Source organism: Chryseobacterium luteum, from assembly GCF_000737785.1.
GTDB lineage: Bacteria > Bacteroidota > Bacteroidia > Flavobacteriales > Weeksellaceae > Chryseobacterium > Chryseobacterium luteum.
In genome coordinates, this window is sequence record NZ_JPRO01000001.1 from 83,172 (window position 1) to 108,598 (window position 25,427).

General features: G+C 36.8%; 20 protein-coding genes. 12 read left to right on the top strand and 8 right to left on the bottom strand.

The annotated features are described in order from the left end of the window. Positions 1 to 5: 5 nt before the first annotated feature. The 3 genes from IX38_RS00350 to fabF are packed head-to-tail and all read left to right on the top strand — an operon-like array spanning position 6 to position 2,957. Positions 6 to 1,274 (top strand): acetyl-CoA C-acetyltransferase, encoded by a 1,269-nt coding sequence (locus IX38_RS00350; RefSeq protein ID WP_034700801.1) that lies wholly within the window; start codon positions 6 to 8, stop codon positions 1,272 to 1,274. A 10-nt stretch (positions 1,275 to 1,284) separates the two neighbouring features. Next, a complete protein-coding gene (locus IX38_RS00355; RefSeq protein ID WP_034700803.1) occupies positions 1,285 to 1,710 on the top strand; it encodes a PaaI family thioesterase in 426 nt (141 codons plus the stop codon). 2 nt (positions 1,711 to 1,712) lie between these two features. Further along, positions 1,713 to 2,957 carry a beta-ketoacyl-ACP synthase II gene (gene fabF / locus IX38_RS00360; RefSeq protein ID WP_034700805.1) on the top strand — a complete coding sequence of 415 codons (1,245 nt, stop codon included), beginning with the start codon at positions 1,713 to 1,715 and terminating at the stop codon, positions 2,955 to 2,957. 109 nt (positions 2,958 to 3,066) lie between these two features. Here the strand turns inward: fabF and IX38_RS00365 are convergent, their stop codons facing one another. From IX38_RS00365 to msrB, 3 genes are all read right to left on the bottom strand, one after another. Next, positions 3,067 to 3,447, bottom strand: coding sequence for a cupin domain-containing protein (locus tag IX38_RS00365; protein WP_228377884.1), 381 nt, complete (start codon positions 3,445 to 3,447; stop codon positions 3,067 to 3,069). A 40-nt stretch (positions 3,448 to 3,487) separates the two neighbouring features. Further along, positions 3,488 to 4,243 carry a murein L,D-transpeptidase catalytic domain family protein gene (locus IX38_RS00370; RefSeq protein WP_034700809.1) on the bottom strand — a complete coding sequence of 252 codons (756 nt, stop codon included), beginning with the start codon at positions 4,241 to 4,243 and terminating at the stop codon, positions 3,488 to 3,490. Between the two features lie 127 nt (positions 4,244 to 4,370). Next, positions 4,371 to 4,817 (bottom strand): peptide-methionine (R)-S-oxide reductase MsrB, encoded by a 447-nt coding sequence (gene msrB / locus IX38_RS00375; RefSeq protein ID WP_034700811.1) that lies wholly within the window; start codon positions 4,815 to 4,817, stop codon positions 4,371 to 4,373. Between the two features lie 250 nt (positions 4,818 to 5,067). On the opposite strand from msrB, the gene IX38_RS00380 reads away from it, so the two are divergent. Beyond that, positions 5,068 to 6,312: a DUF445 domain-containing protein gene (locus tag IX38_RS00380; protein ID WP_034700813.1), complete on the top strand. Its 1,245-nt coding sequence runs from the start codon at positions 5,068 to 5,070 to the stop codon at positions 6,310 to 6,312. A gap of 17 nt (positions 6,313 to 6,329) precedes the next feature. After that, a complete protein-coding gene (locus IX38_RS00385; protein ID WP_034700814.1) occupies positions 6,330 to 7,214 on the top strand; it encodes a hypothetical protein in 885 nt (294 codons plus the stop codon). A 41-nt stretch (positions 7,215 to 7,255) separates the two neighbouring features. Here IX38_RS00385 and IX38_RS00390 read toward each other — a convergent pair whose 3' ends face one another. Both IX38_RS00390 and IX38_RS00395 read right to left on the bottom strand, forming a co-directional pair. After that, positions 7,256 to 8,293, bottom strand: coding sequence for a quinone-dependent dihydroorotate dehydrogenase (locus IX38_RS00390; protein WP_034700816.1), 1,038 nt, complete (start codon positions 8,291 to 8,293; stop codon positions 7,256 to 7,258). 303 nt (positions 8,294 to 8,596) lie between these two features. Next, complete coding sequence (locus tag IX38_RS00395; protein ID WP_034700818.1) at positions 8,597 to 9,292, bottom strand: pseudouridine synthase; 696 nt, start codon at positions 9,290 to 9,292, stop codon at positions 8,597 to 8,599. A 121-nt stretch (positions 9,293 to 9,413) separates the two neighbouring features. Here IX38_RS00395 and IX38_RS00400 point away from each other — a divergent pair, with 121 nt between their 5' ends. After that, positions 9,414 to 9,854: a hypothetical protein gene (locus IX38_RS00400; RefSeq protein WP_034700820.1), complete on the top strand. Its 441-nt coding sequence runs from the start codon at positions 9,414 to 9,416 to the stop codon at positions 9,852 to 9,854. A gap of 50 nt (positions 9,855 to 9,904) precedes the next feature. On the opposite strand, the gene IX38_RS00405 is transcribed toward IX38_RS00400, so the two are convergent. Both IX38_RS00405 and IX38_RS00410 read right to left on the bottom strand, forming a co-directional pair. Further along, entirely contained in the window at positions 9,905 to 10,324 is a 420-nt protein-coding gene (locus IX38_RS00405; RefSeq protein WP_034700822.1) for a hypothetical protein, read from the bottom strand. A 6-nt stretch (positions 10,325 to 10,330) separates the two neighbouring features. Beyond that, positions 10,331 to 12,898, bottom strand: coding sequence for a hypothetical protein (locus IX38_RS00410; RefSeq protein WP_034700824.1), 2,568 nt, complete (start codon positions 12,896 to 12,898; stop codon positions 10,331 to 10,333). Positions 12,899 to 13,254: 356 nt separating this feature from the next. On the opposite strand from IX38_RS00410, the gene IX38_RS00415 reads away from it, so the two are divergent. From IX38_RS00415 to IX38_RS00425, 3 genes are all read left to right on the top strand, one after another. Further along, on the top strand, positions 13,255 to 14,796 hold the full coding sequence (locus tag IX38_RS00415; protein WP_034700826.1) for a glycine--tRNA ligase: 1,542 nt from the start codon (positions 13,255 to 13,257) through the stop codon (positions 14,794 to 14,796). Between the two features lie 83 nt (positions 14,797 to 14,879). Further along, positions 14,880 to 16,376 carry a hypothetical protein gene (locus tag IX38_RS00420; protein WP_034700828.1) on the top strand — a complete coding sequence of 499 codons (1,497 nt, stop codon included), beginning with the start codon at positions 14,880 to 14,882 and terminating at the stop codon, positions 16,374 to 16,376. A 46-nt stretch (positions 16,377 to 16,422) separates the two neighbouring features. Beyond that, positions 16,423 to 17,955 (top strand): hypothetical protein, encoded by a 1,533-nt coding sequence (locus IX38_RS00425; protein WP_034700830.1) that lies wholly within the window; start codon positions 16,423 to 16,425, stop codon positions 17,953 to 17,955. 24 nt (positions 17,956 to 17,979) lie between these two features. On the opposite strand, the gene IX38_RS00430 is transcribed toward IX38_RS00425, so the two are convergent. After that, a complete protein-coding gene (locus IX38_RS00430; protein WP_228377885.1) occupies positions 17,980 to 19,305 on the bottom strand; it encodes a M48 family metalloprotease in 1,326 nt (441 codons plus the stop codon). Between the two features lie 101 nt (positions 19,306 to 19,406). On the opposite strand from IX38_RS00430, the gene IX38_RS00435 reads away from it, so the two are divergent. The 3 genes from IX38_RS00435 (at position 19,407) to IX38_RS21790 (ending at position 25,367) form a co-directional block, all read left to right on the top strand. After that, on the top strand, positions 19,407 to 20,540 hold the full coding sequence (locus IX38_RS00435) for a serine hydrolase domain-containing protein (protein WP_034700832.1): 1,134 nt from the start codon (positions 19,407 to 19,409) through the stop codon (positions 20,538 to 20,540). Then, the gene (locus IX38_RS00440) at positions 20,515 to 21,156 is read left to right on the top strand and encodes a YdeI/OmpD-associated family protein (RefSeq protein WP_228377886.1); all 642 of its coding nucleotides are present in this window, start codon (positions 20,515 to 20,517) and stop codon (positions 21,154 to 21,156) included. The genes IX38_RS00435 and IX38_RS00440 overlap by 26 nt, the downstream gene beginning before the upstream one ends. Positions 21,157 to 21,686: 530 nt before the next feature. Beyond that, positions 21,687 to 25,367 (top strand): hypothetical protein, encoded by a 3,681-nt coding sequence (locus IX38_RS21790; protein ID WP_051884364.1) that lies wholly within the window; start codon positions 21,687 to 21,689, stop codon positions 25,365 to 25,367. Positions 25,368 to 25,427 lie beyond the last annotated feature (60 nt).

Here is a 25,427-nt window from a genome sequence, read left to right on the forward strand (position 1 = left end):
TCAATATGGGAACAAAAAAAGTGGCCATTGTAGGATACAGCAGAATTCCTTTTGCCAGAGTCAATACAGCCTATGCAGATCTGGATAACCAGGAACTTCTGGAAGCAACCCTTAGCGGGCTGATCAACAAATACCATTTACAGGGAAAGCTTCTGGGTGAAGTGGCCGGTGGTGCTGTTATCAAACACATTTCCGAAAGCAACCTCATCAGGGAAACTGTAATGAACACCTCTCTTGATCCCGCTACTCCTGCATGTGATCTCCAGCAGGCATGTGACACGGGAATTGAGGCAGCAGTTTATATTGGAAATAAGATTGCATTGGGACAGATAGAAAGTGGTATTGCCTGTGGCGTTGAAGCCATGAGCAATATTCCGTTTGAATCTGCGCCAAGGCTAAGAAAAGCCTTACTGAAAGCAAATAAAGAAAAATCAGTATTTAAAAAACTAAAACAGCTGCTCACTCCCAAACTGAAAGACTGGATGCCGATTCCCTACAAAGGTCAGGAACCCAAAACCGGCCTGGTGATGGGCGGACATACAGAAATTACAGCAAAATACTATCAGATTTCCCGCGAAGACCAGGATCAATTAGCTTTAAAAAGCCACCAGAATATGGCTAAAGCATATGATGAAGGATTCTTTGATGATATGATCATTCCCGCTTTCGGATTGGATAAGGATAATAATCTCCGCCGCGACACCAGCCTCGAAAAACTATCCCAGCTGAAACCAGCTTTTGACAAGGAGAACGGAACTCTGACTGCCGGAAATTCAACACCTTTTACAGACGGTGCTTCTGCGGTGCTTCTGGCCAGTGAAGAATGGGCCATTGCCAATGGTCTTCCTGTTCTGGCCTATATTACTTTTTCAGAAGTTGCAGGAATTGAATATGTAGAAAACAAGCAGAATCTACTTCTCGCGCCTGTTTTCGCAGCAGACAGAATGCTTAAAAAAGCAGGAATGAGCCTGGAGGATTTTGATTATTATGAAATTCATGAAGCATTTGCCGCACAGGTTCTTGCCACGATTAAGATCTGGGAAAATGATGATCTGGCCAAAAAGTTCGGTCTGGAAAAAGCACTGGGAAAAATTGACAGGGATCAACTGAATGTGAAAGGCGGAAGCCTTGCCGCAGCCCATCCTTTTGCGGCAACAGGCGGAAGAATTATCGGTACCCTGGCAAAACTGCTTCACGAAAAAGGAAGCGGAAAAGGGTTTATCTCTATTTGTGCCGCACGCGGACAGGGTGTAACCATGATTTTAGAAAAGTAAAACAGAAGATATGGACAGATTAGTACAGCTGCAGCAGTTTATCGGAAAGGAATTTGACCAGTCCCCTTCACCGTTTATGAAATGGCTCAATCCTATTGTAGTTTCTGCAGAAGAAGGATGCCTCCAGTTCAGGTATACCGTGAGACCGGAGTGGCTGAACCCTGTCGGAAACCTTCATGGCTGCGTAACAGCAGCTATCATTGATGATATTATCGGAGCTACTATGTTCTCTTTGAACGAAGATTCTTTCATAACAACCGTCAATAATGTGATTGATTATTTTTCAACTGCAAAAGAAAATGATAATATTGTAGCCGAAACGAAAATTATAAAAAGAGGCCGGCAGTTTGTTAATGCGCAATGCGAAATATGGAACGCAGACAAAACAAGACTGATTGCCAGAGGAACCTCTAATCTATTCAAAATTAATAACTAGATATGAAAAGAGTTGTCATTACAGGACTGGGCGCGGTGACGCCTTTGGGGAACAATGTCGAAGATTTTTGGCAAAACAGCATCAACGGTGTCAGCGGAGCAGGTTTAATTACCCATTTTGATTCAGAAAAATTTAAAGTACACTTCGCCTGTGAAGTGAAAAACTTTGATCCGAAAGTTCATCTTACCCACAATGAAATAAAAAGAAGCGACTTATTTTCACAATATGCCATGTATGCTTCCACTGAAGCTATTCAGGATTCAGGACTGGAACTGGAAAAAATGAATCCGTTTGATACGGGCGTGATCTGGGGAACCGGACAGGGCGGCATGGTCACCTTTGAAACTGAAGTGATGAACTTTGCAGACGGAGACGGAACGCCAAAATTCAATCCGTTCTTTGTTCCTAAATTTATTGCCAACATGGCTTCAGGGATGATTTCTATGAAATTCGGTTTGCAGGGAATCAATTACACAACCATTTCAGCGTGTGCAACGGGAAATACCGCTTTGATGGATGCCTTCAATTATATCCGTCTCGGAAAAGCTAAAGTGATCATCAGCGGCGGTTCCGAAGCGGCCATCACTCCTGCTTCTGTAGGTGGATTCTCGGTTATGAAAGCAATGTCTACGAGAAATGATGATATGACAACCGCAAGCCGGCCTTACGATGCAGACAGGGACGGTTTTGTAATGGGTGAAGGTGCCGGAGCTTTAGTCCTTGAAGAATATGAGCATGCTAAGGCAAGAGGGGCAAAAATTTATGCTGAACTGGCAGGTGCTGCCATGACCGCAGATGCTTATCATATGACGGCACCTCATCCGGATGGAATAAGCGCTATTAAAGCGATGCAACTGGCTATGCAAGAAGCAGGAGCCAATATGGAAGATATTGATTATGTTAATCCGCATGCTACCTCTACCCCGCTTGGAGACCTGGTAGAATTGAAAGCAATCAGTAAAGTATTCGGAGGAAATAAAAATCTTGACATCAGCGCAACGAAATCCATGACCGGGCATTTATTGGGTGCTGCAGGTGCTGCAGAAGCAATCCTTTGTATCAAAGCTATAGAAAAAGGAATTATTCCACCTACGATCAATCTTCACCATATTGATGAAAACATCCCGAAGGATGTGAATATTGTTTTTGGAGAAGCTAAAGAAAAGGAGATTAATTTCGCGTTAAGCAATGCTTTCGGATTCGGGGGACATAATGCTACTTTGGTTTTCAAGAAGTTCAGTCATTAAAAGCCTCACAATATCAACGAAACGGTAATAGTCGTTTAAATAACAAAAAAGCAGTCAATTGTGACTGCTTTTATAATATTTAAGTTGTTTTCTTTAAAATCCAGGTTCTCTACTCGGGATCCTGTATAAAAAAACTCTCAGCATCTCCTGCAATTGGAATATATAATCTCTCCCATTTTTCTCCTTCTTCTATTTCCCAGGAGTGTCCTTCTCCTTCCACATCTTCCGCTAAAAGAATAATTCCCGGTTGGATATCGAATGTGGAACCATTGCTTACTTTAAACCGGATATTTCCTTTCAGGGTTACCACATATTGCCTTCTCGGGGCTGTGTGCATTTTTTTCTCCCATTCTTCCGTCGTATTACTTATCCAAAAAGCCGTTGTATTCATAGGCTTCAAAGTAGGAATCTTTCCTGTTTCAAAGGTGCTTGTCCCATCAGCATTATTAACCAGCCTTATGGCAGAAATAAACTCATCCGTACTTTTCAAATTAATGTAATTTTATCTTTCTTATTTAATTCAGTCAAAATTAAGATCTCAGCCATTCCGAAGAAGAAAGGTAATTCTGGTCCGGATAATAAATAAAAAGGCAGTTTCGTCCTTTTATGGTATTAATTATCGACTGTGTCAGTTCTCTGGGAACCGCGGGGCATCCCCAGCTTCTCCCGATTCTTTTGTGCACTGATGCAAATTCATCACTTACATAATCTGCTCCGTGCATCACAATAGCCCTTCTGTAGGCGGCATCATTAAACCCTTTGTCCATTCCCAGAAGTTTCAAAGAATATCCGTTGTCTCCCTGGTAAGTGGCATCCGTGATATAAAATCCTAAGCTGCTCTGCAGCGAACTTTCCGTGTTAGAAAAATTCGTCGCAAATTCTTCGCCTGTATTTTTTCCGTGTGCTACCAGTGAATTGAACAGTACTTTTTTCTCATTGGTATCGATTACCCAAAGTCTTTTTGTATTGGAAGACATAGAAAAATCGCAAATGGTCAATAAATGGGAATCCTGATTCAGCAATCCTGCTTTTTTTAGATTTTCAAATCCCGTTAATGCTTTTGAGAAAACCTCGTAATTCATTTCATGCCCGGGATCAAATGGAATTGATTTGTACAATTCTTCTGATGAATACGCTTTACCAGCTGTTTTCTCAGATTTCGTGTCTGCTACTTTTTCAATTTTTGCCGTATTGACATTCTCATTCTTTGCTGCCTTACCTGGCGAAAGATAGAATGAAGTCGTGACCATGTAAACCAGGCCTAATACACTATAAATTCCTCTCATTCAATAATATTAAATTCCAAATTAGTGAGGCAAAATTATAAAAACATAATTACCAGACACTTATAACTCCACAAAGTTTAACTGAATTTAAGAAACTTTAACGTCCTGATTCTGTGAATTAAAAGGGTTATTTTTCTGAATCGGCAACAAATTCCAGGCTGACAGAATTCATACAATACCGCAGTCCCGCAGGCTTTGGACCGTCATCAAAAACATGCCCCAGATGGGAATCGCATCGCTTGCAAAGGACTTCTACCCTTTCCATTCCGTAGGTGACATCTTTTTTGTAATAAACGCCCTCTTTGTCTGCTTCAAAAAAACTTGGCCATCCGCAGCTGCTGGCAAATTTTGAGGTGGAGCGGAAAAGATGGTTGCCGCAGACTGCACAATAGTAATCTCCAGTTTCATCGAATTCATTATACTTTCCGGTAAATGCTCTTTCTGTAGCAGCTTCCCTGGCGACAGCATACAGATCCGGAGGGAGGATCTTTTTCCATTCTTCATTGGAAATATTAAGTTTTGCAGTATCGGTTCTGGAATAGTATGGATTGTTTTTTGCTTCTTTATTTTCCATAGGAAACGGTTTAATAGACTAAGGATTCTGTTGGCATTCCTTTAAAAAGGTTAATAATATAATGAAAATTAAAAATTCAATGGTGAGTTTTATTTTAATTAAACAAAAAAGGGACAAAAGTTTTAAACATTTAAGTTGATATAGGTTTAACAGTATAAATTGATCTTCAACCCATCCTTAATCTCCTTATCTCTTTCTGTTGTTTAATTTTTAAACAGATCTCACGACCAAATTTAGTAAATTTGAGCATATGAATGACGAAGCAAAAAGAAAACAACTGAGAAAATATAAAATGTTTGCCACCGGATTATTTGTCCTCATGGCTATTATTTTTGTTGCAACCACCCTACTTCAGAAATCGAACCCTTCTCACTGGATCGGTTATGTGAGGGCTTTTTCCGAAGCTGCAATGGTTGGGGCTCTGGCAGACTGGTTTGCGGTAACAGCCCTTTTCCGGCATCCGCTTGGAATTCCCATCCCGCATACAAACCTTATTGAAAACAGCAAGCAAAGGCTGGGTGATAATCTCGGCAGTTTTGTAGTGAGTAATTTTCTTTCCCCTCAGAATATACGCCCTTATATCCAGAAGATTAAAATTTCAAATTTTGTCGGGGAATGGCTCTCAAAAGAAAAAAACCAGGAGGCTCTGATCAGGAATCTCTCGGATATTGTCCTGGATATTCTCAATAAGCTTGATGATACTTCTGTGAGCCGTTTTATCAGCAAAAAGGTCTCTGAAATGACGGATGATATCAAGCTTAATAAAGTGGTGGGCAGTGGGATCAGCTATATTCTTGAAAAAAATGACCACCAGAGAATCGTTACCAATCTTTCCAGACAGATCAAAGATTATATTATCGAAAATGATGAGATGATTAAAGAACGCGTACAGAAAGGAAGTTATTCATTTGTTCCTGCTTTTGTTGACAACAAGATTGCTGATAAGATTGCCAGCGGTCTTTCAGATTTTTTCAAGGAAATTGAAGAAGATCCGGAGCACGAAATCCGGAATCTGATTACCCAAAAGATCCACGAATTTTCTACGGACCTGAAGGAAGATCCAAAATGGGATGAAGAATTTAAAACCATTAAAAACGGTCTTCTGAAAAATGATAAGCTGGATGAATATTCAAGTGATATCTGGATCTCCATTAAGAAAACATTAATGAAGGAATTGCAGGATGAAGAATCTTCTTTAAAGGGTTACCTCTCTAAAAATCTGAATGAATTTTCTGAAAATTTAAAAACAGATGAAAATCTCCAGAATAAAATTGACCATTGGGTAAGGGTAACGGCTTATAAGTATATCCTCAAAAACACCCATCAGTTCGGCAACCTCATCAGCTCTACGGTAGGAAACTGGCAGGGCAAAGAGTTAAGTGAAAAACTTGAACTGGAAGTAGGAAAAGATCTGCAGTTCATCCGGGTCAACGGAACACTCGTTGGAGGACTGGTAGGACTGATCATCTACACTATCACCAATTTTTTCCTCTGAAACTATTCAAACCAACCATGAAAAAACTATTGATCACTTTGCTTATTCCTCTTTTTGCTTTCTGTTTCTGTCAGAAAGTTGAATTAAAAGCAGTAACGGATTCTTCACAGATTTTCAAAGGAGAAATTTCGGGAGTTCCTGTTACCATGCAGCTTAATTATACGGGAATTGTTGACTGTAACCAGTACCAGCATTTTGTAGACGGATGGTACTATTACGACAAATATCAAAAGAAAATTCCACTAACCGGAATTTATGATCTGGGGGCTCTTTATCTCTATAATTTTGGAAACAGGCATAAACGTGATGCAAAGGAATTAAGGGAAGCTATCACTTCTCCGCGTAAAGTAGAAAAAACAGACAGCATTGCCCACGCTTTAAAGCCTAAAGAAGTATTGTTATTTGAAAGAAGTGACGGGAAACAGGATGTTGCCGGGACTTTCTATATGGAAAAGCAGTCACAACCTGCCAAATTATATACCAGCAATCCAATAATCTACCGATATAACAATTATTTACTTCTTCCGGGCAATAAGAAACTCAATACTTTTGATTTCATGAACCGGCTGGGAGGAAATACGCTGCTATCAACAGCCACTTACAGTACCGGAAACAGGATATTGCTTTATTTTGAAAACCTGTCCAATTTTAATTTTTGCGGAATGTGCGGAGCCAGTGATGGTGAAAAAGGATACCGGGTTTTGTATTTTACCAAGAACTGGAATTATAAAAACTATGAAGAATTTCTTACTGACAGCTGCCTGGAAGGAATATCTGAGACACAAAAGAAAAAAACCAAAAACGCCAATATACTAAATTTTAATATTAAAAAATCGTATACTACCCCCGCCTATACTCTGACAGTGGATATAAAAAATGCTTCGGTTTCCAAATCAAAGTAGCGGAAAATAAAAAAGAGAGCTCTTACAACTCTCCTATATATTTATCTTGGTAATCTGCTTGCTCTTTTCAGAAGTTCCCGATTGATCTCATTGATCAGCTCCGGACCTTCGTAGATAAATCCCGTGTAAAGCTGTACCAGGCTTGCTCCTGCATCCATTTTCTCAATAGCATCTTTTGCACTATGGATTCCTCCTACACCAATAATCGGGAAAGCTCTGTTGCTTTTATCGGAAAGGTATTTGATCATTTTTGTACTTCTTTCACGGATAGGTTTTCCGCTCAACCCGCCATTTCCTATCTGTTCCAAAACTTCAGGAGAGGTTTTCAGGCCTTCTCTGTTTACTGATGTATTGGAAACTACAATTCCGTCGATTTTTGTTTCTGCAATTAGTTCAATAATTTCGTCCAATTGCTGATTGTTCAAATCCGGAGCAATTTTCAGTAATATGGGTTTCCGTACAGATTTTGACTGATTGATTTTCTTTACTTCTGTAATCAATTCACGCAGATATTCTACATCTTCCAGCTTGGCGTGGCTTCCCACATTCGGGCAGCTAACGTTCAGTACAAAATAATCTACATGAGGATGAAGACCTTCAAAACAATCAAGATAATCCTGAGTGTAATTTTCCGGGCTTGTATTTGTATTTTTTCCGATGTTTCCACCGATGATTATTTTTCCTTTATTTCCTTTCAGTTTTTCAATCGCTGCTTCCAAACCATCGTTGTTGAAACCCATTCGATTGATGATTCCGCCATCTTCAATTAACCGGAACAATCTTTTCTTAGGATTTCCCGTCTGGGCTCGTGGTGTTACAGTTCCGATTTCTACAAATCCGAAACCAAGATCCCCCAATTCGTTGAACAAAACTGCATTTTTATCAAAACCGGCAGCCAGTCCTACAGGATTTTTAAATTTTAATCCGAAAACTTGTCTTTCCAGACGCTTGTCTTCAATAGGTTTGGGTAAGAACAATCTGGTAAGAAATCCAAAATTTTTAAGCATTGAAAATGTAAAATGATGAACTTCCTCGGGATCAAATTTGAAGAGAATGGGTCTGATGATACTTTTGTACATTGAAAAAAAGTTTTACAAAAATACTTAATTTAAAATAAATGAAACCTTGATGTGAGATAGTTTTAAACACAAATTTCACTAATGCTTTTCACGAATAGCATAAACTGCTAATCTGTGAGTGTTTTTCACGCAAAGTTTCATACTATATCTCCTAGCTTCAAGGTGAGCAAAGAGGTGTGTATGGCTACGCCACTGAATAAGCGGATACTTTATCCACAAGCTTCATCGAATCAATTAAATTGATTCTTTCCTTTGTTTTCCTAAAATAAACGCAACATCATATAAATCCTTTGCGTGAAATTATTACAAATACGAACTCAAATCGAAATTTAAAATATCTCCTACTTTTTTAAACTCATCATCTATAGTCGCATTTACCGTAATTCTTTCATTAGAAATTGGGTGACTAAAAACTAATTGATGGGCGTGAAGTGTCATTTTGTTAATGCCAAATGTTTGAAGCCACAATTTATTCTGTTTATTGCAACCGTGTTTACGGCAGCCTAAAATAGGATGCAGAATATGTTTAAAATGCTTTCTCAACTGATGAAATCTGCCCGTTTCCGGAATGGCTTCTACCAAACAATATCTGGAAGTCTGATGTTTTAAAAATGGTAAGTCTATTTCTGATGTCTGCAAACGTTGATAATAGGTAATGGCATTCTGCTTTATTTCGTTTTCATTAATCAAATCATAATCAATCGTTTCTTCTTCTTTTGTCCAACCACGAAGAATTGCCAGATATTTCTTCTCCACTTCGCGTGATGCAAACTGTTCGCTCATAATTCTAAGCGTTTCTTTATCCAAAGTGAACAACAAGACCCCTGAAGTTTTTCGGTCTAACCGATGTACAGGAAACACTTTTTGCCCAATCTGGTTTCTCAATTCCTGAATAGCATAGGTATCGGCCTCCCCGGAATAAAAAGATTTATGAACCAGTAATCCGCTTGGTTTATTGATGACAATAAGATGCTCGTCGCGATAAAGAATTTCTAACATGGGGCAAAAGTAGAGATTTTCAGACGATTTTAGCATTTCATAATTTTCTCATAATAAATATTTGATATTAAATTATTTTTTACTTAAAAAAATGATTAGGTTTGTATTAACAGTATCTATTATGAGAAAATTATTACTTATTTTTATTATATTCTGCAGTGTTTCACTGTATGGACAGAGTAATAAAGTTGGGGTTACTCCTCCACCTAGAGATGTTAATCAACAACCCGTAAAAGATAAAATTTTTTCTAAAGTTGATGAAAAAATAAAATTTAATGAAAAAAACTTATCTCAATCCTTTGATTATTCTATTATAGACCCCGACCATAAACCAAATGAAAACACTTTTGTCGTCTCTTTCGTCTCAGAAGTTCACAGGAAAATATCAAATATAAAAATAGAAACAGGCAAGAATCAAGATATAACTGCTGAACTAAAGAGAATGCTATCTCATCACAACTTTTATCCTGCCAGTGTAAATGGTCAATTTGTTCGAAGCTATTGCAAATTGAAATTTATTTTTGATTATGATAACAATTCAATGAAGATAATTTCTTTATAAGAATTTAAAGAAAAGTAGTGTTTCACTAACTGTGAGACAGGCTCTTTATATTAATTCTCGTTTTCAGATATACTTAAATAAACAGGTTTATTTTCTTCCAAACATTCTTCACAAATTTTGTAAGCTCTGAATAATTTATCAATTCTCAAATCTTGTATATTCTTGCCAAAAGGAGTGTAGTTAAGTCCAATAATTTGTCCTAAAAATTCAATTTTTGTTCTAATATCAGGCTCAGGAATTCTTGTAGACAATAGTTCTTTTATTTTATTTTCTATGTTCTGTTTTAAATCAAATATTTCATTTTTTGATAATGACTCATCATCAAAAATCAATCTATCAAATTTATTTAGTATTGATTTTGGAATCACTTGTATCTCATCATTGAATGCTGTATATCTGGTTTTGCGATCTCTAGTAAAATCTTCAAAGGACTGATTAAACCCTTTTGCGTTAGTTATAATCTGTATCATAATGTATTATTTTAAAAAATTAATTATTACTTGATCTCTTTCTATAAAATTCTTATCCTTCATATCGCTTCTTACTTTAGAAAATCCAAACTTTTTGGCCTGTTTGCCTGCAAAAGTTTCAAAGGCGGCTTTTTCTGTACTTAATCCCGCATCTTTGGCTATCCAAAATTGATCCAAGTTGACAGATTGTCCTCCGTAATCATTATAAATATCTGCTTTTATCCAAACACTTACTGTCCCATCTACTTTTCCATATTTTTTAGCGTTCAGAAAATATTTTAATCCGTCTTCATACATAATTTGTCCTAATCCGGACATCTTATCTGTAATTTCCTTCGGGATATTAAAATCTCCATATAACAAATGTTCTCCATCTTTTATAGGTAAACCATTTAGTTTGTATTTATCATCCAGCAATTTCATATAACATTTAAGATCTATTTCTTTACCATTTTGTATCAGCTTATAATACAGTTCATTTCTATTGGGAGAGCGAGACAATTGCCCCATCCTATTTCCAAGTTCATCCACAAGCGAAAATAACATTTTTGTTCCAGATTTTGGAGGCTGTCCTAATAGAGATTCCTCTTCTAAAGATATCGTTTTTCTTCTATTGAAGACAGATTCCAAATAAGATTCTAGTTTTTTGTCATTATAAATATTTTTTCCTAGTTCCTTAATCTGCTTGTAAAAATCTACCTTATTACCTTGTGCAATCACTTCGCCTTTGTAAACCAACGCAAATTCTTCCACCAATTTTTCATTTTTTTCAATATTTCCAGAGACTAAAAAACATTCTCTTTCGAAAAGCCTCTTCATTCTAAAATCATTAAGAGAACCATTTGTTGCTGCAACAATTTCTGTATTTTGGGTAAGAATTTTCACTGAGTTTCTTTCAAAATTAACTAGATTAACATCCAATAAGACACTTATAATATGCACAGCAATTGTTTGCTTCAACTTTACACTCTTAATAACTTCAGGAATTGTAAGAAGCTTTAAACCGATTTTATAGAAAGAAGACACCACTAAAGCACCTGCCGTTAAAGCTCCTCCTATTATATATATTTTCTCCCAAGCCTCAAGAAACTCTTTTCCGCCTTCATATTTTAAAATTTCTTCTTTAAAAGCCTGGATCGTAAAATCTGCTCCCGCCAAAGAAATATCTGCAATAGCAAGTAAAAGAAAATAAGGATTACCTGTTGGCAAGGTCAATACTCCAATAATTACAGCTACAATATCTGCTGCCATACGAATATTTTGTAAGACAACCTCCCATTCTTGTGCATCAGCCAATGCTTTCATGTAAATAGCAGGTACAAAATAGAGAGTCTCTTTTTCTCCGCTTATATCTTTAATATACACCATATCTAAAGGATAATATTGTGCTCCCTCATCTATATCTGTAGTTATTGTCCTTTCTCCACTACCTGAAGTCCCCATTGTCTGACTGCTTTGGATATTATAAGCTACCGTTTCTTCTTTCTGCTGCTGCAGAAAAAAAGTATCTCTATAATTATCTCCGTCTTTTTGAAAAATTCCGCCTTCTAAAATGTTACCGTTTACTTTATATCCTTTTCCAATTGTAAAAGTTTTGGCAGTTTTCTTTTGTTTGGTATTCTTTGCGAACATGGAAAAAATCATCATAATATTGGCAAGAATTATACGATTACTTAAAGGCTTCCCATTATATTCACCACTTTTATCCAGACTGTAATAAATCCTGTTTAGCTTTGCCGGATTTTCCCTAAAATAATTTAGTATAGGAATAGGGCTTCCAAATGCTTTGAAAATTTGTATCACCGCTGCACTACTATCCCTGAACGTACTAGAATCATCATCTTTCGAAAGATTTTCCAAATGATTGAAAAATATTTCATTGTCTACATTATTAGAAAGATTTTTTAAAATAAATTCTGGAATGTTTTCATAAATAAATTTCAATCTGTCTGCTTCTTTTGTATTACGTAAAGCGCTCGCAAAATTTTGAAGAAAATAATTGTAATCTGCTTCGTACTTATCAATATCACCATAATTCAGTAATATATTCAAATCTCTGAAATCCCTATACCAAGATGTTTCAAGAATAAAAGCTGTTTCAGTACTGTTTGCATAATAGAAATGTAACCGATAATAAATTTTCTTACTCCGTAAATCTATTTTTTGAATTATCCGTGAATCTTTCCATTTTACACTTACGTTTCCAACTTTAGGATTTCTGTATACTTTTAATTGAATAAATCCGTCACTCTTATTTTGAATACTTTTATTCTGAATATTCGCATTTAAATCTTTTGGATTATAAGCAAATTGATAATCATTCATTCCGCTATTCGCAGCTTTTATTTTAATGATTAACCTTTCTAAATCAATATATTCATCTGTTAGCCAGTCTGTAATGTCTGACATAGCCTCGGAAATATCGGCTACTTTATTTACTGACTGTACCCTTTGTACGGATAAATTGCTTTGTGTTAAAGTTTCTGTCAATACTTTCTTTTGAAGTGCCAACAGTATTTTCTGACTTTCTTTGTCAAAGTCATCATAGTCTGTCAAATATTTTTTGTTGTTCATTTATGTTTTTTAATTAATTACTGGCTTTATTTATTCATTATATTTTATTTAGTTTTCTTTAGTTTCTTAAGGCAAATATAAATGTTGAAAAACGACAAAAGTCGTCGTATTATAATTCATTTTCACTTTTCACTAAAACCTCATAGATTTTATTTTTAGCCCTGATTGAACGGCATGTTTGAGCTCATTTTTTTGGATTTGGCGCGGCGGCGAGCCGCCGCGCCAAATCCAAAAAAATAGCGAGTAGAGAAAGCAGGTTCCTGGCTTCTAATTTTCTACATTATAAAAACTTCCACCTTCCCGCTTCCATCTTCCTACATTTTCACTATTTTTGCACTTCAGACGTTAAAAAAATTATGGCAAAGCAAGAAGATGTTTTCAAGAAAGTGATTTCTCACGCTAAAGAATATGGTTTTATTTTCCCTTCCAGTGAGATCTATGACGGTTTATCCGCTGTTTATGACTATGGACAGAATGGTGCCGAACTAAAAAACAATATCAAACAGTATTGGTGGAAAGCTATGGTACAGCTTAACGAAAATATTGTCGGCATTGATTCGGCGATCCTTATGCATCCTACAACGTGGAAGGCATCGGGCCACGTAGACGCTTTCAACGATCCATTGATTGACAATAAAGATTCTAAGAAACGTTTCAGAGCAGACGTTCTGGTAGAAGACTACTGCGCTAAAATTGAAGATAAAGAGAATAAAGAAATCGAGAAGGCGGCGAAAAGATTCGGGGATTCTTTTGACAAGGCTCAGTTTGAAGCTACGAATCCAAAGATCCTGGAATACAGAGCAAAAAGAGAGGCTATTCTTTCAAGATTGGCAAAATCCCTGGAAAACGAGGACCTTGCTGATGTAAAAGCTTTAATTGAGGAACTAGAAATTGCTGATCCTGATACAGGTTCCAGAAACTGGACGGAGGTAAGACAGTTCAACCTTATGTTTGGTACTAAACTAGGGGCTTCCGCAGATTCTGCGATGGATCTTTATTTAAGACCGGAAACGGCTCAGGGGATATTCGTTAACTTCTTGAATGTTCAGAAAACTTCACGTCATAAGCTTCCTTTCGGTATTGCTCAGATTGGTAAGGCATTCAGAAACGAGATTGTTGCAAGACAGTTTATCTTCAGAATGCGTGAGTTTGAACAAATGGAAATGCAGTTTTTTGTAGCTCCGGGAACGGAACTGGAATTCTATGAAACCTGGAAACAAAAACGTCTGAACTGGCACTTAGCTCTTGGCTTAGGTAGCGAAAACTACAGATTCCACGATCACGAAAAATTGGCCCATTATGCCAATGCTGCGGCTGATATTGAATTTAATTTCCCATTCGGATTTAAGGAACTGGAAGGTATTCACTCAAGAACGGATTTCGATTTGAAAGCGCATGAGGAATTTTCGGGAAGAAAACTTCAGTTCTTCGATCCTGAAAGAAATGAAAACTATGTCCCTTATGTGGTAGAAACATCAGTAGGTTTGGACAGGTTATTCCTTTCCATCTTCTCTCACTGTCTTAAAGATGAAGTATTGGAAGACGGTTCGGAAAGAACAGTTTTATCTCTTCCTCCTGCAATTGCACCAATCAAAGCGGCAATTCTTCCACTGATGAAAAAAGACGGTCTTGCTGAATATGCAGAAAAGATCTTCAATGACCTGAAATATGATTTCAACCTATTCTACGAAGAAAAGGATGCCATAGGAAAACGTTACAGAAGACAGGACGCCATCGGTACTCCTTACTGTATCACCATCGACCATGACTCTTTAACGGACCACACGGTAACGATAAGAGACAGGGATACAATGCAGCAGGAAAGAGTTCCTGTTTCTGAACTCAGAAGGATTATCGACGAGAAAACGAACTTCAGAAATTTACTTTCTAAACTATAGACTGAAAGCCTTGATTTTTTCAAGGCTTTTCTATTTTTTTCTAAAATAGGATTGAATTCATTATTTTTGCCAAAACACACATAATGAAAAAACTATCCTTATTACTGTTTGGGCTATTCCAAACTTTACTCTTTTCCCAAACCCTGGATCTTGCTGCTTTAGCTACAGGAAAATATCTGGGTCTAAAATCTATTTCTGATGATAATAAAAATGTGTTCGGTTATTTTGCGCTTTATGATCTTGGAAAAACAGAAAACAATAAGAAGAAAAATAAATTAGAATACATCATCTTTGATAAAAACCTCAATTCTCTCTCCACCGGAAATTTCGAAAGTGATGAAACAGCTATTCAGTACTACCCTTATATCAATTCAGAAAAAGAGTTAGTTATCACTCCTTCTTATAATGCGTACGATTTTGCTTATGATGCATCGTTTTATACTCCAGCAGATTTTATTATTAATCTCAATGATTACAAGATTAAAAAGAAAGACAGCTTTGAATATGATGGTACCAATCTCACCCAAGCATCTGCTTACAAAACTAATGGAGAAATTAAAGATGATAATAGAAATTTAAAGAAAACCTCAGGATATAAATTAACGTCTCAAATTGTTGAACTTAACAACAATCAAACACTTATTTTTGAATATAAACATGAGAGGCCTTTTCATAAGGATATTTCTTTGAAGCTTTTCAACGAAAAATATCAAAAACTTTGGGATTATAAATTTTTTAACGAAGATCATAAAAATAATTTCATTCATTTTAAAATTGTAAACTACGATAATGATATCCTGATTACTAAAGTAATAAAATACCAAAAAGATTCGCCTGAATATAATTTTATGGTATTTGATCTGAAAACAGGAAAAGTTCTCTCTATATTACCTTTTCCTTATGGGAGAAACCTTTATATTACTTTAAATTCTGTAGACGGAGCCATAAACAACAAATATAATACAGATGATAAATTAACATCCTTATTAAGATATTCCGGAAATCCGCTCAATTTTTATAATGAAGGGCTTGTAAAGCTTATTTATGATAAAAATACCAATCAACTCTCATTTAATGAAGTTCATTTTTATGATGACGTTTACAGCAAACATAAAGATATTGAAGAGCTCAAAGAACCTTTTGATTCCAAAGATCTTGATATAAAATCAGTTAATTTTCTGAAAAATAATGACATTATTATTGTTTTTCAGAAAATAAGCAGGAAAAACAATACAGTTTCAGATATCATAATGATGAACCTTGATCCCATGATGAAACTGAAAAACCTTAAAGTTTATCCTACTCAAAAAAACAGCACCTATCTTTTTTCACAGCATCTTAATGATAAAAACGATATGGCATTTTTCTATGCCGATACCGAAAGAAAAAATAAACAGAAAAAGTGGAACCTTTTTATCAATACATTTATAAACGGACAATGGAAACAAGAAGTATTACCAATATCTTCGGAAAGCAATATTACAATTCCTTATATAGCAAAAGAGGGCTATGTTCTCCTTCAAGAATTCAATGAAAAAGAAAAATTTAACAAAATACGCTTAGAAAAACTGAATTATTAATATTGTTCGAATTAATTTATTATTTTCAGCAAAAAAAAATTAACTCATGAAAAAAATATATTTTCTGATCTTCGGATTGTTCCAGACTTTATCCTACTCCCAGACCCAGGACCTTACAGCACTTGCTTCCGGTGATCATGTAGGAATGAATGCGCTGTTTGATGATAAAGATAATCTTTACGGCTACGTATCACTTTATTCTTACGGGAAAGCAGGTGACAAAACCAAGAAATTCGAATATGTGATCCTGGATAAAAACCTTAATCCTGTTGCCAATAAAGAATTTGAAGGAGATATTACAGCAGGCTCCTACCTTGGCTATGTTGACTTTAAAGGACAGATCATTTTAAAACCTTCAATGATGGATTATTCCCTGGTAAAAAGCAGAGAGATTTTCACTCCTGTTTCTATGGTGATAGATCCGAAAACCAATACCATTAAAAGGAAAGTTTACTACGATTATTTAGAAGATGGTACGTTCAAAGAGATCAATGAGCCCAAAAACTGGAAAGCACAGCGCAAGGAAAACCGTGAAGAGAAAAAAGAAAAAGGTTATAATTATGTTTCCTCTGTAGGGGAAGTAAAGGAGGGAGGCTATTTTGCCATAGAATACAAAGACTACGGAAAATATGTGAACAGCAATAACATCATTAAATTTGACGATAGCAAAAAGGAACTTTGGAGGTACAAATACAATACTGACGGTAACAAAAAGGTATTCTCCACCTTATCCGTTCTGGAAAGGGATGAGAAATATATGTACTGTATCATGAAAAAGGCAGACGATGATAAGAAATCTTTCAGCCTCGTGGTGATTGATATGAAAACAGGAAAAGAAGCCGCCAATAAGCCTATCACAGGGCTTTCCGATACGACTATCGACCTCATCGACAGTTTCTTCCTGGACTACGGCAGCAGCCTTGATAATGATAAGACATTTGATGACAAAATTGTTTTGCTGGGAAGAAATTTTGCTAAGTATGATTTTGTAGGCTACGCCAGGATGATGGTCAATAAATCCGATTTTACCGTAGATACGAAAGAGATCAATTTCAAGCCGGATTTTACTTCATTCCTTCCGAAGATCAATGCCAACGGAATGGTAGAAAGCGGTTATATGCTTCAGACTAAGGATATGTATTTTATGAACGACGGAAGCGTTGGGATCCTCACTGAAAAATACAAACCAGCCGGACAGTACAACGCCCCTAAAACTACAGATTTAGTTTATATTTATACGGATAAAGATTTCAAGATCAAAAATGTCAAGGTTTTTGAAAAAGAAAAAACGAAATGGGTAAACAGTGATTATCTTTTCTCCCAATACCTCAACGGCGGGAAAGATGTGGTGTTCTTCTACCGTGACTATCAGAAAGACGAAGTCACCAGGCAGAAAAAATGGAACCTTTTCATCAACACGATTATAGACGGGAAGTTCAAGCAGGAAATCATCCCTATTTCCGAGAAAGACAATTACGCCGTTACGCCTTATATTGGAAAAGAAGGCTATATACTTCTCCGTGAGTACAACGAAAAAGAAAAATTCAATAAAATCCGTTTAGAAAAACTGAACTATTAAAAAAACAAGAATCCTGACAATGCGTCAGGATTCTTTTATTTGGTAGTTGCTCTGGTAAAAGTCTGCTATATTTTTAATATCATCAAGGCTCAGATTCCACATAAAACTCAGGAACTGCTGATAGCTTTCGCTTTGATTTTTAGGTTCTATCCTGTCCAGATAACGGTTCAGGTTATAATTTTTCCGGGCTTCATATATTTTAGAAAAGCATTTCCCCAGCCAGCCCTTATAATATTTTTCCTCTTCGCCGTCCTGCAGAAACTGCATGGATACATAAATTCCCAGCCCGTAATCTTCGGAGTGAAAATAATTGGGAAGAATCTCCATTCTGGCCATTTTCTTTAATTCTGTAAAAGTACCGGAAGATTTTTCCGGTTCTGCAGTTGTTTTCAGCTCAGTGAATGTTTTTTTGAGTTTCTCGATCCTCCGGGACATTTCGGGATGTGAGGCCAGGGAATCTTTATCCAGCTTTTCTTTGTAAAAGTTGTAATTGTACAGTGAAAAATCCTCTTTCTTCATCCATTTTTCATTGAAAACCTGCTTTGGGAGATCAAAAAGTTTTCTGTACGTTTCCATCTTCAGTTCACGCGGTGAGATGGTATCAAAATCCTGCAGCCGCTGAAGTGCATTTACATATTCAATCTTTTTAAAATCACTGTTCTTAAAGATCACATAGCCCAGCGAATCGGCCTTCATCTCCTGCTTTCTTCTTTCCACGCCTTTTTTATAAGCACGGTTTTTAAGGATGTCAAAGGCTTTCTGATTTTGGTTCTGACTGCGTTTTACCGTTGTTTCCTTCAGATTCTGCACAGTCATTTTATCCAGCTGGTCCTGTTCAATAATGCTTAAAAATGTTTTAAGCGAATGCTCGTCTATTTTATGTCCCAATTCATGGGTGATCACTGCTCCGATCTGGTCTTCACTGTTAAGCCAGTTGTACAGTCCCATATTAATCACAAAAGTACCGTCTGCAAGGCAGTAAGCATTGGGAGTATTATCTCTTGCCACCAAAATTTTCAGATCCTGGGGAATGCCAGGGTTATTTTTTCTGAGGCGCTGGATCAGGCTTTTTATTTCAGTTTCAAATTCAGACTTGAAAATAAAATCTTTGTTTTTTACCTGCTTTTCAAAATCAGTTCCGAATTCCTTATAAATTTTAGATAATTCCGAACCTGTCTTCCCGGAATACTGCGATCTTAATTTTTTAATAAAAACCTCGTTATTTCCGGCAAAACTTTTCAAAAATTCTTTTCTCTGCAAATAGTCTGCGGTGTCGATCATTTTATAGTTCTGGGCAGTTCCCATCACTGAAAAAATGAAAAACACGAATACAATAAATTTTCTGGTCATATTTTTCATCATGAATCGCAAAAATAGTTTATTTACCGTTTCTTTTTTATTTTCTTGTCAAAATTATTCTAAATTTGTTTGAGACTGATACTCACGATCATATGAAGGCATTAAAATACGTAATAGGCGGAGCAGCCGTAGGTGTAGCCGCAGTTTATCTTTTGGGATACGATTATTTATTCAGCGGAATCTCCAAAACCTATCTCAAAGGAAAATCAAGCGCTTATATCGACGACGGGAAGCTCTTTCCGGGAAACCTCATCGCTACTGACGAGCCGGAATTATGGACAGAAGATGCTGAATACAACCATAAGGAACTGCCTGAAAATGTGATTGAAAATTTAAAACATTCCAGGACCGCAGCCTTTGTCGTTATAAAAAGCGGGAAAATTCTTCATGAACAGTATTGGGACGGTTATAACCAGCTTTCCAGCACCAATTCTTTTTCCATGGCAAAAGCGGTTACTGTTATGCTGTTGGGAAAAGCTTTGGAAGAAGGTCTTATCGGGAATATTGATGAAAAGCTTTCTGATTTTTATCCTGAATTTAAAGAAAGAGAATTCGGGAGTAATGTTACGCTTAGAAACCTGGCACAGATGGAAGCCGGACTTGACTGGGATGAGGATTACAATAATCCTTTTCTGCCAAATGCAAAAGCTTACTATGGACGGAATCTTATTAAAGCGGTGTTTTCACGGAGGTTTAAAGAAGAACCCGGCACCCGGTACCAATACCAGAGCGGATCTACGCAACTCCTCGGATTTGCTTTAAAAAAAGCTCTGAACCAGACATTGGCAAGCTATTTATCCGAAAAATTCTGGATCCCGATGGGAATGGAACAGAACGCCTCATGGAGTACCGACCATTACGGGATGGAAAAAACATACTGCTGCATCCACTCCAATGCAAGAGATTATGCAAAACTGGGACAGCTGTTTTTAGATAACGGAAAAGTGGGCGAAAAGCAGATCCTCAATCCGTATTTTATCGAGCAGATGAGAACACCTACGGAAAAATCTGAAGAAATCTATGGAATGGGGCTTTGGATCAATCATGACAATCCTGTTAAACACTATTATTTTCTGGGACTTCAGGGACAATATATCATTATGGTTCCCGAGCACAATATGGTGATTGTAAGAACCGGAAGCTACAGCAATAATCCTAAAAATGACAGGGGAAGACCGGATCAGGTAAAATTCCTTGTCAATGAAACCGTATCATTATTCCGGTAACACTATGGAAAAACACAATACAAAAGTCGATGAATACATTGAAAAATCCCCGGATTTTGCAAAACCTATCCTAAATTATCTTCGTGAAATGATCCATGAAGTTTGTCCCGATGTGGAAGAAGCCATTAAGTGGAAATTTCCCACCTTCATGTACAGAGGGAAAATTCTTTGCTCAATTACTTCTTTTAAGCAGTATTGCAGCCTCGGATTCTGGCTGCACCAGGAAATGAACACTTTAAAGGAAATAGAAACCCCGGCCGAAGGAAGTTCAATGTTCAGTTTGGGCAAGCTCACCAAAATGGAAGATCTTCCTCCAAAACTTCAACTAAAAAAAGCGGTTAAGGAAGCTATGGAACTTACAGAGATGGGCACTACCATGAAGAGAGCCGCACCTTCAAAAACAGAAACTGCAATCCCCGATTATTTTCAGGAAGCTTTAAATCAGAATAAAAAGGCTTTAGAAATTTTTGAAAAGAAATCTCCTTCATTCAGAAAAGAATACATCAGCTGGATCACTGAAGCTAAAACTGAAACCACCAGAAATAAAAGAATAGTACAATCTCTGGAATGGATAGCCGAAGGAAAATCCAGAAACTGGAAATACGAAAAAAAATAAACACAATAGACAGATATAGAGAAAATTATATTCTTTCGCTCCCTTTCAGGTTTCATATTGTTCCGGGGTTTGCCTAGTTTTACTTTGTGAACGGTTATCTATATCAAAGTTGCCATACTTTCTGCGCCATTCGGTAACAGTACCCTGACCTTGGGTGTTATATTTGCGCATCGCTTCCCGATTACCAATCGAACCACTTTCTACTTTCTGTACAGCTAATTCAAAGGATAAGCTGTCACCTTTTTACTCCACTTTACATACTGATTCTGAAATTGTCCAATAACATGACTTTTACGTATAACACTGCGTTAGGGCTAGACAATTTTAATAAAATAATACGACGAGTTTTGTCGCTTCCTGCATGGATATTTGCATTATGAAAACTAAACAAAATGAAACTCGATATTAAAATATGAGGTGGACATCTTTGCCCGAAACCACCTAAAAAAATAAGGCTAAAACTTGAAGAAACTCTACTAAAAAGAGCCTTCAAATCTTAACCTATAATAAAATCAAACAAATTTACATAAATGTCAACAAACAACAATGCGTCACAGACGTTATTTAGATTCGTGAGTTTAAGAAACCCACAACTTACAGAAACCAAAAGAAGAAATTTTGGATTTATCCACAGACCAGCAGGAATAGTGGGAGTTTTTGACACTGCAGTATCCGAAAGAGCCTCTTCTACAGCTAAGATAAATGCTATGGAAAGCTTCATCAAATCCAGCATTTTTGCAAGTACCGCTTTTAAAACAGAGAAAGAACTGGAAGCCGGCATATTCGGTCAATTGCTGATTATCGGGAGAAAAATTTCAAAAAAAGAGAAAATCAATGATCATGACTGGGCATATACTAAAGGCTATTATTCAGGACTTATTGATTCTAACAAAGAATTGAATGGAGATGGTCTTAAAGTATTTGAGCTTCTTTGGAACAACTTAATCTACCAGATCGTTTCTCAAGAAAATTTCTATGTGAAAGAAGCTATTAGCCATATTCTTAAAGCCATTCATTTAGGATTTGCACAGAATACCGATATTGATGAAAATGTACTAAAAGTCAATGGTGAAAAACCTTTAGAGAATGCATTGAACGGAAAATTAGTGATGCCAAAATCACTTTTTGTGGAAGATGATTTAGAATCCGGAGCTTCAATTGCTTCTAAAGTATCATCAGAAACAAATTTATCGGCCATTACAGAACAAAGATTAAAATCTGAAACCGAAAGTGGTTTAGCTCTAAGCCAAACGCTTCATAGAAAAGAAGGTTTGCAGAAACTGAATTCAGAATTAGAAAAACTGCAAAAATCATATCATAAATCCACGTACAAAGCATATCAGGATACGCATACAAGATATATGGAAGAAAACAAGTATCGTCTGGAAGAATATGAGAAAATTGCAGAAGAAATAGATCGTCTGATAGAATTAAAAGTTCCGGAAGAAGAATTACAAAAACTTCACGAAAGACAGAAAGAGTTTGAAGTTCCACAATTTGAGTTCTTTTATAAAAACGAAATTGATATTTCGGAACTTCAGGCTAAACTTTCACCGGAATCATTTGACTTATTTATAGAAGTATTCTCAGATGTGAATGCAGAAAGTCTATCAGGAAAAAGAATTGAAGGAACAGCAGAAATGATCTCTGACAGGGAAATGCGTATCGGAAAAAGCCTGTTGCAAATTGACAGTTCTCTGGAAACCTTTAATGATGTGATATCCGGTGTACAGCAGGAAATTTCATCATCATCACAAACTGCAATGGAAAGCTCTGCATTGCCACAACAGCAGTATGTAAATTTAGCCGGAGCTTCTATTCCGGTTACGCAAAATACCTCAAGAACCCCTCTTGCATATTCCCTTATTGCCAATAATTACGGGGTATTATTTTTATCAAGCAGAGGGTTTTTAAACTTTTCTTTTGAAGTTGAGGATATATCATGGAATGTTGCCAATGCAAAAATCATCGCCGATACCAATTCAGGGCATTTTGAAGAAAACTACACCAATATTTCGGTAGTAAACAATAAAATTACTTTGCCTGCCAGTTTAGTAAACAAGTTCAGAAGCATTTACAATTTCAGAATAGAAATTATTTTCAGCAACGGAAGAGAAGCTTATGCAGATGTATCGAAAATAGCCAACGGGCAGATTCATACAGGAATGCTCACACTAAAACCCGTAAAAGGAGGACCTAGAGAAGAGGAGCCTGTGAAGGGATCTCTTAAAAGAAAAAATTTCGGAATCAAAAGATTAGGTATTGCTGATTATCTGAAGGTCGTACAAAGTGTTCATGCGTATGTTCCGGGAGAAGTATCGAATATAGAAAACGTAATGGCTAGTGAGCTGAGACATAAGTCTTCCGTAGCCAGAGAATATTCTGAAATTACGGATACCACTTCCAAATCAGTAGAAACAGAAAAGGTATCCGATACTTCCAAAACTTCCAGAACAGATATGCAGACGGAAGTTGCCAAAGAATTGGATAAGCAGCAGAGCATTACCGCTTATGCACATTTTAGCTACAGTGGTGGTTATAAGTTAGACATCGGGGCTGACTACGCCAATAATACAGCTCAACATGACAGTACAAGGCAAGCAGTTGCCAAGTCTCAGGAGATTACGGAAAGAGCAATGGAAAGAGTCCTTACGAAGATTAACGAGGAGAGAATTCAGAAAATCATCAAAGAATATACGGAAACTAATGTTCATGAATTCGACAACAGAGGAAAAGCTCTTACAACCAATGAACCGCCACAACACATTACAGGGGTTTACCGTTGGATTGACAAAAAGATGAAAAACCAGATTTACAACTATGGCAAACGTACCATGTTTGAATTTATGGTTCCTGAACCTGCAAAACTTCACCGTTTAGCATTAGCAGTATCCAATGCTCAGGTGCTTACTGCTCCTGTAGATCCCAGGAAAGCTCCGGAGCCCTGGAATATGGCAACCCCGAAAGCAGCAACGAAAGAAATGCTTTTACATTGGGCTCAGATTTACGGGGTACAGTTAACAGAGCTTCCGAAAGAAGATGTAGAGGTGTATCAGGAAATTAAAGGAGCTCCCAATTCAACTGGCTCTTTTGGTGCTGTAGGAACACCTATTAATATTACTCAAAACTATGCTGCAAAGAGCATGAAGGTTCAATATTATATGGACAGAAATTCTTTATGGCACAACAGTAATTTTTATTGCAGTAATGGTAAAGGTGGAGAAAGGGATTTAAGTTTTGGCGGCAAGATTAATCAGGGAACCTTTACTGAAGGCGGATTAAACCTTGCAGGAACTTTCAATTACCTTTATAGAGGCCGAAATATTGAAGATGTAACGCTTAATGTTACTTTGTATTGCAAACTTTCTGATGCTTTTATGCTTCAGTGGCAAACCGAAAACTTCAACGCTATCATTCAGGCATATGAAGAAGCCTACAAAAAATTCCAGGAAGAACAGGCAAGACTGGATGCTGAACAAAAAGAAAAAGAAGCCGAAGCGAAAGAAAAACAGGGAACGTTCTACCGATACATGGAACATGATGTACTGAAACACAACTGTATTGCTTACCTCTTACAGGATTATTTGAATGTTTTGGGGCAAAGCTTTACCGATGGAGACAAAATGGAAAATTTCCAGGTTTTCTTAAACGAAAATCTTGATAAATATACTGCACTGGCGAAGTTCATGGAACAGGCTTTTGAATGGGAAATTATGGACTATACGTTCTATCCATATTATTGGGCCAACCGTAAAATGTGGCAGGAAATGTATATCTCCGAAAGCGTAGATCCTTTGTTCAGAAGCTTCCTGCAGGCAGGTATGGCGAGAGTAATTGTTACCGTAAAACCTGGTTTTGAAGATGCAGTACAGTTCTTTATGACAACAGGGAAAATCTGGAACGGAGGTGAAGTTCCTGTCATCGGAGATCCTATGTACATGAGTATTGTGGATGAAATGAGACAGCCTACAGGTGTAGCACAAGGTAAATACTGGATTACCAGAATCCCTACTACCCTTACTATTCTTCAGGATAAGTCTACAGGACTTCCAGTGGAGCAGCCGCTGCCAATCTTCCAGGAAACGAATCCTGATAATTGTGAAAACCCTCTTGAACTGGAAACCGAAACCAGTTTTGAGCAGAGAAACGTGCAGTTATCGCATAGTACAGAACCTACAACATTACCAAGTACCATTATAAAGCCAATATAATATACTTAAAAATATAGATTTGAAAGTGGTGCGTAAAACCATCACTTTCTTTTTTTGATA

Coding starts and splice junctions, on each gene's coding strand:
- IX38_RS00350 (WP_034700801.1), top strand. CDS start 6: ATGGGAACAAAAAAAGTGGCCATTGTAGGATACAGCAGAATTCCTTTT.
- IX38_RS00355 (WP_034700803.1), top strand. CDS start 1,285: ATGGACAGATTAGTACAGCTGCAGCAGTTTATCGGAAAGGAATTTGAC.
- fabF (WP_034700805.1), top strand. CDS start 1,713: ATGAAAAGAGTTGTCATTACAGGACTGGGCGCGGTGACGCCTTTGGGG.
- IX38_RS00370 (WP_034700809.1), bottom strand. CDS start 4,243: ATGAGAGGAATTTATAGTGTATTAGGCCTGGTTTACATGGTCACGACT.
- msrB (WP_034700811.1), bottom strand. CDS start 4,817: ATGGAAAATAAAGAAGCAAAAAACAATCCATACTATTCCAGAACCGAT.
- IX38_RS00380 (WP_034700813.1), top strand. CDS start 5,068: ATGAATGACGAAGCAAAAAGAAAACAACTGAGAAAATATAAAATGTTT.
- IX38_RS00385 (WP_034700814.1), top strand. CDS start 6,330: ATGAAAAAACTATTGATCACTTTGCTTATTCCTCTTTTTGCTTTCTGT.
- IX38_RS00390 (WP_034700816.1), bottom strand. CDS start 8,293: ATGTACAAAAGTATCATCAGACCCATTCTCTTCAAATTTGATCCCGAG.
- IX38_RS00395 (WP_034700818.1), bottom strand. CDS start 9,292: ATGTTAGAAATTCTTTATCGCGACGAGCATCTTATTGTCATCAATAAA.
- IX38_RS00400 (WP_034700820.1), top strand. CDS start 9,414: ATGAGAAAATTATTACTTATTTTTATTATATTCTGCAGTGTTTCACTG.
- IX38_RS00405 (WP_034700822.1), bottom strand. CDS start 10,324: ATGATACAGATTATAACTAACGCAAAAGGGTTTAATCAGTCCTTTGAA.
- IX38_RS00410 (WP_034700824.1), bottom strand. CDS start 12,898: ATGAACAACAAAAAATATTTGACAGACTATGATGACTTTGACAAAGAA.
- IX38_RS00415 (WP_034700826.1), top strand. CDS start 13,255: ATGGCAAAGCAAGAAGATGTTTTCAAGAAAGTGATTTCTCACGCTAAA.
- IX38_RS00420 (WP_034700828.1), top strand. CDS start 14,880: ATGAAAAAACTATCCTTATTACTGTTTGGGCTATTCCAAACTTTACTC.
- IX38_RS00425 (WP_034700830.1), top strand. CDS start 16,423: ATGAAAAAAATATATTTTCTGATCTTCGGATTGTTCCAGACTTTATCC.
- IX38_RS00430 (WP_228377885.1), bottom strand. CDS start 19,305: ATGACCAGAAAATTTATTGTATTCGTGTTTTTCATTTTTTCAGTGATG.
- IX38_RS00435 (WP_034700832.1), top strand. CDS start 19,407: ATGAAGGCATTAAAATACGTAATAGGCGGAGCAGCCGTAGGTGTAGCC.
- IX38_RS00440 (WP_228377886.1), top strand. CDS start 20,515: ATGAAACCGTATCATTATTCCGGTAACACTATGGAAAAACACAATACA.
- IX38_RS21790 (WP_051884364.1), top strand. CDS start 21,687: ATGTCAACAAACAACAATGCGTCACAGACGTTATTTAGATTCGTGAGT.